Source organism: Stenotrophomonas daejeonensis (genome assembly GCF_001431505.1).
Taxonomy (GTDB): domain Bacteria; phylum Pseudomonadota; class Gammaproteobacteria; order Xanthomonadales; family Xanthomonadaceae; genus Stenotrophomonas; species Stenotrophomonas daejeonensis.
The window spans coordinates 1-13,279 of record NZ_LDJP01000020.1; the positions used below are offsets into that span (position 1 = coordinate 1).

At 69.6% G+C, this 13,279-nt stretch carries 10 protein-coding genes; 3 read left to right on the forward strand and 7 right to left on the reverse strand.

The annotated features are described in order from the left end of the window. Window positions 1-299: 299 nt before the first annotated feature. Window positions 300-788, reverse strand: a complete 489-nt coding sequence (gene bfr, locus ABB34_RS04270) for a bacterioferritin (RefSeq protein ID WP_057640015.1) — start codon at window positions 786-788, stop codon at window positions 300-302. A 148-nt stretch (window positions 789-936) separates the two neighbouring features. Here bfr and ABB34_RS04275 point away from each other — a divergent pair, with 148 nt between their 5' ends. The 3 genes from ABB34_RS04275 (at window position 937) to ABB34_RS04285 (ending at window position 4,234) form a co-directional block, all read left to right on the forward strand. Then, window positions 937-3,357: a penicillin acylase family protein gene (locus ABB34_RS04275; protein WP_057640016.1), complete on the forward strand. Its 2,421-nt coding sequence runs from the start codon at window positions 937-939 to the stop codon at window positions 3,355-3,357. 138 nt (window positions 3,358-3,495) lie between these two features. Then, entirely contained in the window at window positions 3,496-3,759 is a 264-nt protein-coding gene (locus tag ABB34_RS04280) for a type II toxin-antitoxin system Phd/YefM family antitoxin (protein WP_057640017.1), read from the forward strand. A gap of 13 nt (window positions 3,760-3,772) precedes the next feature. Next, on the forward strand, window positions 3,773-4,234 hold the full coding sequence (locus tag ABB34_RS04285) for a type II toxin-antitoxin system VapC family toxin (protein WP_057640018.1): 462 nt from the start codon (window positions 3,773-3,775) through the stop codon (window positions 4,232-4,234). 105 nt (window positions 4,235-4,339) lie between these two features. Here the strand turns inward: ABB34_RS04285 and ABB34_RS04290 are convergent, their stop codons facing one another. The 6 genes from ABB34_RS04290 to ABB34_RS04315 form a co-directional block, all read right to left on the reverse strand. Next, window positions 4,340-4,765, reverse strand: a complete 426-nt coding sequence (locus ABB34_RS04290) for a Rid family hydrolase (RefSeq protein ID WP_057640019.1) — start codon at window positions 4,763-4,765, stop codon at window positions 4,340-4,342. 65 nt (window positions 4,766-4,830) lie between these two features. After that, a complete protein-coding gene (asnB, locus tag ABB34_RS04295; RefSeq protein WP_057640020.1) occupies window positions 4,831-6,525 on the reverse strand; it encodes an asparagine synthase B in 1,695 nt (564 codons plus the stop codon). A gap of 203 nt (window positions 6,526-6,728) precedes the next feature. Continuing rightward, window positions 6,729-9,704: a ligand-binding sensor domain-containing diguanylate cyclase gene (locus ABB34_RS04300; RefSeq protein ID WP_161808891.1), complete on the reverse strand. Its 2,976-nt coding sequence runs from the start codon at window positions 9,702-9,704 to the stop codon at window positions 6,729-6,731. A gap of 45 nt (window positions 9,705-9,749) precedes the next feature. After that, entirely contained in the window at window positions 9,750-10,877 is a 1,128-nt protein-coding gene (gene dapE, locus ABB34_RS04305) for a succinyl-diaminopimelate desuccinylase (RefSeq protein WP_057640022.1), read from the reverse strand. A gap of 116 nt (window positions 10,878-10,993) precedes the next feature. Then, window positions 10,994-11,353, reverse strand: a complete 360-nt coding sequence (locus tag ABB34_RS04310) for a Spx/MgsR family RNA polymerase-binding regulatory protein (protein ID WP_057640023.1) — start codon at window positions 11,351-11,353, stop codon at window positions 10,994-10,996. 16 nt (window positions 11,354-11,369) lie between these two features. Then, the gene (locus ABB34_RS04315) at window positions 11,370-13,274 is read right to left on the reverse strand and encodes a CocE/NonD family hydrolase (RefSeq protein ID WP_057640024.1); all 1,905 of its coding nucleotides are present in this window, start codon (window positions 13,272-13,274) and stop codon (window positions 11,370-11,372) included. Window positions 13,275-13,279 lie beyond the last annotated feature (5 nt).

The following is a 13,279-nucleotide window of genomic DNA, read 5'->3' on the forward strand; positions in this document are numbered from 1 at the left end:
TTGTTCGGGCTGAGGATGGGAGCACGGAGTGCGGCGCCCCTGACTCCTACACGTGCTTGCTTGGCACCGCGACTGAACGGGCTGCCGCACTCCGCTCTCACCTGCAACGGTAACGGGATAAATGACACAAGCGACGCGAGTCGTGACCGGGGCTTTCCCGGGAAAACTCCATCGCGCACAAGGTGCGCTCCTACACACGCATGTGGCGGGAAACGCCGAAGGCCGGGAATCCCCGGCCTTCGGCGTTTGCAAGTGTCGGCTGGCTGGCGCGGAGGCTGGCTGGCGACGCAACCCTCTGCTCAGTGCGCGGCGCCGCCCTTGGCGTCGAGCTTGCTGGCCTGGTACAGCTCCAGGCCGATGCGCTTGATCAGGCCCAGCTGCTGCTCCAGCCACCAGGCGTGGTCTTCCTCGGTATCGCGCAGCTGCGCCAGCAGGATGTCGCGGCTGACGTAGTCGCCATGCTCCTCGCACAGCTTGATGCCGGCGGCGAGGTTGGCGCGCACCTGGTACTCGACCTGCAGGTCCTTCTCCAGCATCTCCACCACGGTCCTGCCCGGCTCGAAGGCATGCGGGCGCATGTCCGGGTCGCCGCCCAGGAACAGGATGCGGCGCAGCAGCGCGTCGGCGTGCTGGGTTTCCTCCTCCATCTCGTGGCCGATGCGCTCGTACAGCGCGTGCAGCCCCTGGTCCTCGTAGCGGCGGGAGTGGATGAAGTACTGGTCGCGCGCAGCCAGTTCGCCGCGCAGCAGCTCCTTCAGATATTCGATGACGTCGGGCTGGCCCTGCATGGGGAGGCTCCTGCTGGTTCGTGATGGCGCATAGCGTGCCCTATCCGGCGCGGCGATGATCTAATCGGAATCAGTTTCAGTTGCGCTCTCCCTCCCCGGCCGCCGACGCCCCCTACAATCGCCGGCGGACCATCACGGGGAGACACCCATGTCGCGTTGGCTGCTGCGTCTGTCGGGAATGCTGTTGGTGCTGGTGCTGCTCGCACTGGGCACGCTGTGGCTGCTGTTGCGCGGCAGCCTGCCGCAACTGCAGGGCGAGCTGGCCCTGCCCGGCCTCGACGCGCCGGTCGCCATCGCGCGCGACGGCAACGGCATGGTGACGGTGGAGGCGGCCAGCGAACGCGACATGGCCCGCGCACTGGGCTACGTGCACGCGCAGGAGCGCTACTTCGAGATGGACCTGATGCGCCGCGCCGCCGCCGGCGAACTGGCCGAGCTGTTCGGTCCGGCCGCCCTGCCGCTGGACCGCCGCATGCGCGTGCATCGCCTGCGCGCCCGCACCCACGCCGACCTCGATGCCGCTTTGGGCGGCAAGCGTGCGGTGCTGGAAGCCTACCGCGACGGCGTCAACGCCGGCCTCGATGCACTGAAGGTGCGCCCGTGGCCCTACCTGCTGCTGCGCCAGCAGCCACGCCACTGGGAACTGGACGACTCGGTACTGGCCGGGCTGGCGATGTACGCCGACCTGCAGGACCCGGCCAATACCCGTGAGCTGGCACTGGCGCGCATCCGCGAGGTGGCGCCGCCAGCACTGTACGCGCTGCTCGTCCACGACGGCAGCCAGTGGGACGCGCCACTGTTCGGGCAGCCACGCGGCGATGCGGACCTGCCCGACGCCACCGCGCTGGACCTGCGCATAGCGGAAAAGCAACCGGGCATTTCCACGATGGCGGCCCCCCTCACTCCACCATCCGCTCCGCGGATGGTCCCCCTCTCTCCCGAAGGGGAGAGAGGCATCGGCTGGCCGCCGGTGGCGGCCGATTCATTTCCGGGCAGCAACAACTTCGCCGTCGGCGGCGCACTGACCGCGGACGGCCGCGCCATCGTCGCCGACGACATGCACCTGGCCCTGCGCGCGCCCAACATCTGGTTCCGCGCGCGCCTGCGCTACGCCGACGCCAGCGCGCCGGGCGGCAAGGTCGACGTGGCCGGCTTCACCTTGCCCGGCCTGCCGGCGGTGATCGTCGGCAGCAACACCCACGTCGCCTGGGGCTTCACCAACAGCTACATCGACACCGCCGATTTCAAGCGCATCGACGCCGCCGATGCGGCCAGCCTGCGTACCTTCGACGAAACCATCGCCGTGGCCGGCGCGCCGGCCGAAACCCTGGCCGTGCGCGAAAGCGACTGGGGCCCGGTGCTGCACGAAAACGCCGACGGCAGCCTGCTGGCGCTGCGCTGGGTGGCGCAGCTGCCCGGTGCGGTGCGGCTGGATTTCGCCGACATGGCCACCGCCGCCGACCTCGACGACGCACTGGCGGTGGCCGACCGCTCTGGCATCCCCGCGCAGAACCTGATGCTGGCCGACAGCCACGGACGCATCGCCTGGCGCCTGATCGGCGCGCGCCCGGACCGCGGCGAAGGCTGCGCCACCGACGCCATCGCCGATCGCGATTGCGCGCCTTGGGCGATCCGCAGCGACGACGCGCCGAGCCTGATCGATCCGCCCGACCACCGCCTGTGGACCGCCAACACCCGCGTGCTCGATGGCGACGCACTGGCCGTGGCCGGCGACGGCGGCTACGACCTCGGCGCACGCGCCCGGCAGATACGCGAGGGGTTGTACGCACGCGAGCGCTTCGACGAACGCGACCTGCTGGCCATCCAGCTCGACGACCGCGCCGTGCTGATGGAACGCTGGTGGAAGCTGCTGCGCGCCACCATCGAACACAGCGACGACCCGGCCCTGCAACGGCTGGAGGTCGCCAGCCGCCACTGGGACGACCATGCCGCGGTGGATTCGGCCAGCTACCGCATCGCCCGCGGCTTCCGCGGCATCACCCTGGACACCCTGCAGGCCGGCCTGCTCGCGCCGGCCCGGCAGGAGCTGGGCGGGAACTGGATCGAACCCAACCTGCCGCAGTTGGAGGGCATCGCCTGGCCGCTGCTGCAACAACGGCCGCCGCACCTGCTGCCGTCGCCGTTCGCGAGCTGGGACGAGCTGCTCGCGCACAGCGCCCGGGAACTGGAAACCGACCTCGCCGCACAGGGCACCGACCTCGCCGCCCGCACATGGGGCGAGCGCAATACCGCCGCCATCTGCCACCCGGTATCGCGCGCGTTGCCGGCGCTGTTCAAGCGCTGGCTGTGCATGCCGGCGCAGGCCCTGCCCGGCGACGGCAACATGCCGCGCGTGCAGGGCCCGTCCTTCGGCGCCTCCGAACGCATGGTGGTATCGCCCGGCCACGAAGCCGACGGCATCGTGCACATGCCCGGCGGCCAGAGCGGGCACCCGCTGTCGCCCTACTGGGGCGCCGGCCACGACGACTGGGTACAGGGCCGGCCGACGCCGTTCCTGCCGGGTGCGGCCCGGTACACGCTGAAGCTGGAACCCGCGGCCGTCCGCTGACGCGCCTCTCCTTGTCTGCCGGCGGCCGCGTCCGTCGCGCCCGCAACCCGGTGGTCGGCAAGCAGCACACGGGCATCGTTCGAATCTCCCCTCCAGCCAATGTAGTAACATATCCACATCCAGCCATCGGGAGCCACCATGACCACTACGCTCTCCAGCCGTGAACTCAATCAGGATCTGGGCCGCGCCAAGAAAGCCGCGCTGGACGGGCCGGTGGTCATCACCGACCGCGGCAGGCCGGCGCACGTCCTGCTCAGCTATGCCGACTACCAGCGCCTGACCGACAAGCCGCGCACGTTGCTGCAAGCCCTGGACATGCCCGGAATGGGCAGCACGGAAGGCATCGCATTCGACCCGCCCGGACTGCGCCTGGGCCTGCGCATTCCCGATTTCGACGACTGAGCCAGGCCACCCCGTGTACCTGCTCGATACCAACGTCATCTCCGAGTCGTACAAAGCGCTGCGTGGCCGTGCCGACCCCAGCGTGGCGGCATGGCTGGCGGACGTGGCGCTGGCCCATTGCGCCATTTCCAGCCTGACGCTGATGGAACTGGAAATCGGCGTGCTGCGCATGCAACGGCGCGATGCCGCGCAAGGCGCCCTGCTGCGGGCATGGCTGGAGCAGCGCGTAATCCCGGAATTCAGCGGCCGCGTGCTGGCAGTGGATGCAGGCGTGGCCTTGCGTTGCGCGCGCCTGCACGTGCCCGACCCGGCCTCGGAACGCGATGCGCTGCTCGCCGCCACCGCGCTGGTGCATGGCCTGACCGTGGTGACGCGCAACGTGGCGGATTTCGCCGCCACCGGCGTGCCGCTGTTCAACCCTTGGCGGCGCTGGGCCGTGCAGGAAAATCGTGGGCGCTACATCGCCGCGCCCTGAGCATGGGCATCATCGGAAAACCGCTGCACGGCACAAGCACTCACTCCGGCAGCCGGCGCTTTCGCAAGAGCGATGCGACACGAATGCCGGCCCCGGTCGCTGGTTTCACTCCAGGCGCACCGTCCACTCCACTTCCAGCAGGTGCTTCGGACCATACAGGCGGGCGACCTGCACCCACGTCGCCGCCGGGTAACGCGCATCGGCGAAGAAGGTCTTGCGCTCCGGGATCGCCGCGATCAGCGCGTCCATGTCGATGGTGTAGAGGGTTTCCTTCACCACCTGGCTGCTGTCGGCGCCGAAGCGCCGCAGGATGCCGGCCAGTTCGCGATAGCAGGCCTGCACCGCCGCCTGCATGTCCGCGCCTTCGCAGGCGATGCCGGAGACATGCAGGATATCGCCGTCGCGGACCACGCCCACATAACCGATGTCCGCCTCCCAACTGCCCAGCGAATGCCGTTCCAGCGGTACTTCATCGACGGCAAGCGCCGGGGCGGACAACAGGCCAAGCAACAACAATGAATGCATGCGCATCGAGGTTCCCGTGTATGCGGAAGGAAATGCCACGGCCCGCCGTGCAGCCGGCCGTGGCGTGTCGTTCAACCGGCCAGCGCCTGCTCATGTACGCCGGTCACGGCGCGGCCCGACGGGTCGGCCATCGCCGCGAAGCTGGCATCCCACGCGATCGCCGCCGGCGAGGAGCAGGCGATCGACTTGCCGCCCGGCACCGTCTCGGCCGCCGCCGGGGTCGGATAGAACTGCTCGAACAGGCTGCGGTAGTAATACGCTTCCTTGGTCTGCGGCGAGTTCACCGGGAAACGCTTGTCGGCGGCGGCCAGCTCGCGGTCGCTGACCTGTGCGTCGGCATGCGCCTTCAAACCGTCGATCCAGCCATAGCCGACGCCATCGCTGAACTGCTCCTTCTGCCGCCACAGGATCTGTTCCGGCAGGTAGCCGTCGAACGCCTCGCGCAGCACGCCCTTCTCCATCCGCTGCGGGCCGGGATCGCCCTTGCGCACCATCTTGTGCTGCGCGTCCATGCGCATCGCCACGTCGAGGAACTCGCGGTCGAGGAACGGCACCCGCGGTTCCACGCCCCAGGCCATCATCGACTTGTTGGCGCGCAGGCAGTCGTAGTTGTTCAGCGCGTCGAGCTTGCGCACCAGTTCCTCGTGGAACTCGCGCGCGTTCGGCGCCTTGTGGAAGTACAGGTAGCCGCCGAAGATCTCGTCGCTGCCCTCGCCGGACAGCACCATCTTCACCCCCATCGCCTTGATCCGCCGCGCCAGCAGGAACATCGGCGTGGACGCGCGGATCGTCGTCACGTCATAGGTTTCGATGTGGCGGATCACCTCCGGCAGCGCGTCCAGCCCTTCCTCGAAGGTGTATTCGAAGCCGTGGTGCACGGTGCCGAGCATGTCGGCGGCAATCTGCGCGGCGGCCAGGTCGGGTGAGCCCTTCAAGCCAATCGCGAAGGAATGCAGGCGCGGCCACCACGCCTCGCTCCTGTCGCCGTCCTCGATGCGGTGGCGGGCGTAGCGCGCAGCCACCGCGGCGACCAGCGAGGAATCCAGCCCGCCGGACAGCAGCACGCCATACGGCACGTCGGTCATCAGCTGGCGGTGCACCGCGGCCTCGAACGCCTCGCGCAGTTCCTGCGGCGACACCTGCACGCCCTGCACCGCGTCGTAGTCGCGCCACGGGCGCTCGTAGTACTTGTTCAATTGGCCGGTGGCGGTGTCGTACCAGTGGCCGGGCGGGAACTGCGCCACGTCGGCGCAGGTGTCGGCCAGCGACTTCATCTCCGAGGCCACGCACAACCGCCCCTGCTTGTCGTGGCCCCAGTACAGCGGCACCACGCCGATCGGGTCGCGGGCGATGATCGCGCGGCCGCTGGCCTTGTCCCACAGCGCGAAGGCGAAGATGCCATTGAGGCGGTTCAGAAAGCTGGCCGGCGTGTCTTGGCGATACAGCGCGTTGATGACCTCGCAGTCCGAGCCGGTCTGGAACGCATAGGGCTGCTTCAGCTCGGCCTTCAGTTCGCGGTGGTTGTAGATCTCGCCGTTCACCGCCAGCGCCAGTTCGCCGTCCTCGGACAGCAGCGGCTGCGAACCGCCGGCCGGATCGACGATGGCCAAGCGTTCGTGGACGAGGATGGTGCGCTCGTCGAGGTAGACGCCGCTCCAGTCCGGGCCGCGATGGCGCTGCCGCTGCGATTGCTCAAGTGCCTGGCGGCGCAGTGCCTGCGGGTCGTCACCGGGTTGCAGGCCGAAGATGCCGAAGATGGAACACATGGGGGAAGCTCCTGGGTTGTGGGGGCAAGCGTTGCAGGCGAGGATCGGCAACAAAAAAACCCGCATCGGCCGATGCGGGTTTTCTGGTCACTGGGCGTATGGTGCTCTGGCTCAGTCGCAGACCCGCATCGGCCGCGCGCGATTGTTCGCAATCGCGTTGTTGCGATTGTTCGACAGGTTCGCGTGGGTGCGGGCGTCGCGGATCATGGGGCCGACGATAGCGTGGGGTCCGGTGGCGGCGCAACAGTTTCAGCGGCAATCACGCCGGCCTGCGCGACGCTGGCGAAATCCGCCTCGCCGGCGCATTCGACGCGGTTGCGGCCGGCATGCTTGGCCCGGTACAGCGCCAGGTCGGCGCAGTGCACCAGTTGCGCGGGGTCGCCACCGGCGGCCGGTATCCGCACCGCCACGCCGAGGCTGATGCTGCCGGGCATCCCGGCCTCGGCCATGGCCCGCGCGGCGCGTTGCCGCACCTGTTCGGCCCGCTGCAATGCGTCCTCGCGGCCGACCCCCGGCAGGATCAGCACGAACTCCTCGCCGCCGTAGCGCACGGCCAGTTCGTCCACGCCCGACACCTCGTCGGCAAGCGCGGCGGCCACCCGGCGCAGTTGCATGTCGCCGGCCTGGTGGCCGTGGTTGTCGTTGAAGTCCTTGAAGTGGTCGACGTCGGCCATCACCACCGCCAGCGGCTCGCCGCGCTCGCCGCAGCGTTGCCAGCCGCGTTGCAGCGCGCGCTCCATCGCGTGGCGGTTGGCGATGCCGGTCAGGCCATCGACGACGGCCAGTTCGGTGAGCCGGCGGTTGGCCGCTTCCAGCTCGCCGGTGCGCTCGGCGATGCGGCGTTCCAGTTCACGGGTGCGCGCATTGACGCCACGATTGCGCAGGTGCACCGCCAGCACCACCAGCAACAGGCCGGCCACCCAGAACAGGGCCTGCACCACCCCGCGCTCGTACCAGAACGGCTCCACCCGCAGCCGGTACAGCAGTGGTTCGGCCTGGCGGCCGCCGCGGATGCGGGCCTGCAGTTCGAAGCGATAGTCGCCCGGCGGCAGCAGCCGGTAGCCCAGCTCGCGGTTCGCCCCCCACGGCGACCACGCCTCGTTGTAGCCCTGCATGCGGTAACGGAACTCGACCTCCGGTTCCATCGTCCCCAGCCCGAAGCGCAGCGCCAGGCCGGAACCGGGTGGCAGCACCTGCACCTGCGCCGATTGCAGCGGCAGCAGCGCATCGTCCCGGTCCGGTTGCCGCAGGCGGATCTGGTCCAGGCGCGCCTGCAACGGCGCCGGCGACGGGTTGCCGATGTCGGGATCGAACTGCAGCAGGCTGTCCCAGGCCACCAGCCGCAGGCGGCCATCGTCCTGCAACCCCAGCCCGGCGAAGCCCGGCACCCGGCTGCTGCTGACCTGCTGCAGGTGGAAGACGCTTTCGCCCTGTCGCCGCCACCACAGTTGGCGCGTGGTCCAGACGAAGCTGCCGAGCGCGGTCGTCGCCGCCTCCAGTTCCCACGGCCGCCTCAGGCCCGGCAGCACCGGAAGCGACGCGGGCACGAAGTGCCCACCCGCGAGCTTGCGCACGTCGTCACCGGTTATCGCGTACACGGCTTCGTCGATGCGGACCAGATGGGTGCCCTGCCCATTGTCGGCAAGCGGCGCCTGCCCCACGTCGAAATGCTGCTGGTCGCGCAGTTGCCCGGTCCGTGGGTCAAGGCGCCAGCGATGCACGCCGCCGCGTTCATCGCCCACCCAGAACTCGCCGGGTGCGACCTGTGCGATGCCGCTGATGGCGCCGACACGGATGGGCCAGCGGGCGGCCAGCTGCCAGCGGCCGTCGCGCTGCGCCAGCCATCGCACCTCGCTGCCGCCCAGCGCCAGCATGCGTTCCGGGTCGAACGCCGAGGGCAGCAGCCGCAGCGTGCCGCTGCCCATCCGCGGGCCGACCAGCCGCCGCGGCGATTTCGTACCGGGGTCGAGCACCATCAGCCCGAGCCGGTCGCCGACCAGCAGGCCGGCCGCGGTTCCCTGCAACGCGAACACCTCCAGCTTCGTGTCCGCCCACGGCTGCGGCAGGAAGCGCGGCACGCCGCCCGTCACCGGCCCGGCGCGCCACAGGCCCAATGCCCCCACCCACAGGCTGCCGTCGTACCACGCGCTGTCGTGGAGCTGGTTGAACAGGCCGTGCCGCTGGTCGTACACGGTCCACGGCGAGGGCAGGCGCAACCGGGTCAGCCCGGATTCGCCCACCGTCCACAGGCCGCCGTCGCGATCCAGGCCGAAGCCGTCCAGGTTGCCGCGGGCCGGCACGAAGCTGTCGAGCAGGCGCAGTTCGGGCGAGAAGCGCATCAGCGTGCCGTCGTAGCTGCCGAAGGCGAAGCCGCCATCGGGCAGGCGGATGCTGCTGTACGGCACGTGCGCGGCGAAGGCCGCGTCCGCGTCGCCGGGCAGCTTGTGCACGCCCCCGGCATCGCCGAAATGGAAGCCGTCGTTGGCCGCATACAGCAGCCCGTCCTCCCATTCCCACAAGCCGGAGAGGCGCAGGCCGTCGAGCGCCGAGGTGCCCGGCAGCGGCACCGGGCCGGTCGCATCGAGGCGGCACACGCCGGTGCCGGCGATGCGCACGTAAAGCTCGCCGCCGGCCACGAACAGCAGTTGCGCGGCGCCCGCGGGCAGCGGCTGGCGCGTGCCGCCGCCATCGCGCCGCAGCAGGTACAGCATGCGCCCGTCGTTCGCCACGACCCCGCGCGCCGTTTCCAGCAGCCCGTAGAAATCCACCGGCGACAGCGGCTTGCCGTCGTCGCCGGTGAACTCCGGCAGCAGGTCGATGAAGCGCAGGCCGCCGTCGGGTTCGCGCCGTAGTTCGCCCAGCGTGCCGCTGCCGCCCACGTAGACCCGACCATCGGACGCGGCCAGCACCGTATAGGCCGCCGCCCGGTGCGGCAACTCGAACAGTTCCCACAGGCCACTGTGGAACACCATCACGCCTTCGCTGCTGCCGGCATACAGCGTGCCCTGCGCATCGACCGCGATGTCCGAATAGAACGGCGCGGCCGGCAGGTCGCCGACGCCGAAATGGCGCATCAGCGGCAGGCCATGCATCGCCGCGGCGGCCTGCGCCGCCTGCAGCAGCAGCCACAACCCGCAGGCGGCCAGCACCCGCGGCCAGCGGGGCCGTCCTGTCTTCATCCCGGTTGCGTCTCGGCGAAGCGTGGCAATCCGGGTGGGCATGGGTCAGGCCAGCAGTTTCCCGATCAGTTGCCGGTAAAGATCGGGCAAAGCCCGCAATTCGTCCACCCGCACGTTTTCGTCGACCTGGTGGATGCTGGCGTTGACCGGCCCGACCTCGATGCACTGCGCGCCCAACGGGGCGATGAAGCGCGCGTCGGAGGTGCCGCCGCCGGTGCTTTCCTGCGGCGGCACGCCCGCGAACCCGGCCAGCACCTCGCGGGCGACGCTGCGCAGGCGGCCTTCGGGCGTGTAGAACGGCTCGCCGCTGCGGTGCCAGTGCAGCTCGAAGTCGAGCGCGTGGCGGTCGAGCAGCGCGGTGATCTCTGCTTCCAGCCGCGCCGCGTCCCAGTGTGGGTTGTAGCGCAGGTTGAACATCACCTGCAGTTCGCCGGGGATGACGTTGCCGGCGCCGGTGCCGGCGGTGATGTTGGAGATCTGCAGGCTGGTCGGCGGGAAGCTCTCGTAGCCGTCGTCCCAGTGCCGCGCGGCCAACTCGGCCAGCGCCGGTGCCGCCAGATGGATCGGGTTGCGCGCCTTCTCCGGGTAGGCGACGTGGCCCTGCACGCCCTTGACCCGCAGCTTCGCCGACAGGCTGCCACGGCGGCCGACGCGCAGCAGGTCGCCGAGCTTCGCGGTGGACGATGGCTCGCCGGTGATGCACCAGTCGATGCGCTGGCCGCGTTCGCGGAAAATCTGCGCGACGTGGCGCACGCCATCGATGGCGTCGCCCTCTTCGTCGCTGGTCAGCAGCACTGCCAGCGTACCGGGATGGTCGGGATGGGCGGCGACGAACTGCTCGGCGGCGACCACGAACGCGGCCACGCTGCCCTTCATGTCGGCCGCGCCACGGCCGTACAGCACGCCGTCGCGCACCTCGGGCCTGAACGGATCGCTGGTCCACGCTTCGAGCGGGCCGCTCGGCACCACGTCGGTATGGCCCAGCAGCACCAGCACCGGCGCGCCGCTGCCGTACGTGGCCCAGAGGTTGTCCACCTCGCCCAGGCGCAGGTGTTCGCAGGCGAAGCCGGCCGCCTGCAGGCGCTTGGCAAGCAGTCGCTGGCAGCCAGCGTCCTCGGGCGTCACCGACGGGCGGGAAATCAGCTCGCAGGCCAGCTCGACCACGTCATTCATTCAATTGCCCCTTGATTACCCATGTAGGAGCGACGTCAGTCGCGACCGGGCATTTATCGGGAAAGCCCGGTCGCGACTGACGTCGCTCCTGCATGTTTCAGGTTTCCTGAGCGCCATTACCCGACGCCGAAGCGCTGCTTGAAGCCGTTGTCGGAAAAACCCTGCGTCACCTGCCCGTCATCGGTGACCACCACCGGCCGTCGCACCAGCTGCGGGTATTCGCGCAGCAACAGCTTCCACTCGGCCTCGGAGCCCGGCGCCCTGCGGCTGTCCGGCAACTGCCGCCAGGTGGTGGACGATTTGTTGACCAGCGCGTCGAAGCCGCCGACCTTGCCGGCCCATTCCACCAGCGTCTCCGGGGCGGGCTTGTTGTCGCGGTAGTCGACGAAGGCGTGGGCCACGCCGAAACGGTCCAGCCACTTGGTGGCCTTCTTGCAGGTGTCGCAGTTCTTGAGTCCGTAAATCGTCGTCGTCATCGTCGTGGTCATGTCGTCAGTGCTTCACTACCGGCAGTTCGATGTAGCTAGCCGCATCGGCCGAATGGTGGACGGCGTTGTCGGCCACCACCGGCGCATCCTCGCTCTCGTTCGCGCCGCCGGTGTTGAGGTTGCGCGCGAACTTGGGGAAGTTGGAGCTGGTCACCTCGACGCGGATGCGGTGGCCCTTGTCGAACTGGATCGAGGTGGTGATCGGGGTCGGCTTCAGTGCGTACACCTGCCCCGGCTGCATCGGCGCCGGCGTGGCGTAGCCGTCGCGGTAGCGCGCGCGCAGCATGGTGTCGCCGATGATCCAGGCGGTGCCGTCCGGCGCCACGTCCACCAGCTTGAGCGCGAAGTCGGTGTCCTTCGCGCTGGAGGACACCTGCAACACCGCATCGACGAAACCGGACACTTCCAGCGGCTGCTCCAACGGCTCGCTGGTATAGACCAGCACGTCGTGGCGTGCCTCGATCGGGCGCTGGTCGAAGGCGCCGGCGGTCACCAGCCCGCCATTGCAGCAGTCACCGCCACCGATGGTCTGCACCGGGTTGGTCGGGTCATAGCGATAGGCGTCCTCCGGCTCGGCGGCCAGCGGGGCCTCGAAGCTCAACCGCCCGTCGCCGTACATCGAGTTGGCATTGCCGCCCGAGCGCAGGTACATGCGCACCGGCGTGGCCGCCTTCGGCGGCCACTGCGCGTCGGACTGCCAACGGTTGGCACCCATCGTGAAATAGCGCACGTGCGGGGTGGAGGCCGGGAACGCCTTGGGCTGGCCCTTCAGCCAGCGGTCGAAGAACGCCCAGATCTGCTCACCCACCGGGAAGCTGGCATCGCCCATGTCGCGGTCGCCGACCTTGTAGTCCTTGCCCAGCTGCCAGAACTGGCAGTGCGGGTTGGGGCCGATCACCACGTACTGGTTGGCGCTGGCCTCGGGGTCGGAGTTCACCGTACGCGCATGGTTGAACAGCGCCATGTTCGGGCCGATCGACACGTCGTACCAGCTGTTGAACCACAGCGCCGGCACGCCCCAGCCCATCGAGTCGTGGTACAGCCCGCCCTGCTCCCAGAACGGGTCGGCCGGGCCGCGCCCGATCATCGATTCGAACGTGCCCGGCGGCTCGCCCAGCGAGGACAGCAACTGCGCATACGGCAGGTGCCGGATATGCTTCTGCCAGTCCACCCTGGGCTTGCTCGCATCCAGATCGTTGTACTGCGCCACGCGCGCGCGCATCGGCCCGGACAGGTCCTGCGGCAGCTCGGCGCGCAGGGGGTTGTCCACGCCGTACATCCACACTGCGAACAAAGTACGCGGCACGCCGCCGGTGTAGAAATTGCCCTGCTCGCGGAACGGGCCGACCTTGCCGATGCCGGCGCCGGCCGCCATCGGCACCATCGCCGCGTGCGCCGGGTGGTTCATCGCCGCCAGCGCCAGCTGCCATTCGGCCGAGGACGAGCAGCCCACGGTGCCGACCTTGCCGTTGGACCACGGCTGCTCGGCGATCCAGCTCAGCGCGTCGTAGCCGTCGGTCTGCGGGTAGCCGAGGATCTGGTACTTGCCCTGGCTGAAATAGCGGCCGCGCTCGTTCTGCACGATGAAGGCGTAGCCGTGGCGCACCGCCTCGATCGCCAGCCGCGCGGTGGTGCCGCGCGGGTTGTGCTCGTTGTACGGGGTCTTCAGCAGCACCGTCGGCAGCGGGCCGGTCGCGCCCTTGGGCCGCCAGATGTTGGTGGACAGGCCGACGCCGTCGCGCATCGGCACCAGCACCGCGCTCTCGACGTCGGCGATGCCCGCAAGCTCGGCGCGCAACCCGTCTTCGCTGTAGCGGCCGAGGTCCTGCGCGGAAGCGCCGGCGGCCAATGCCAGCGCCGTGCCGAGCAGGAGGGTGGGCAGCCTGGTGGCCACGGTGCGTGCCTTCATCGCGT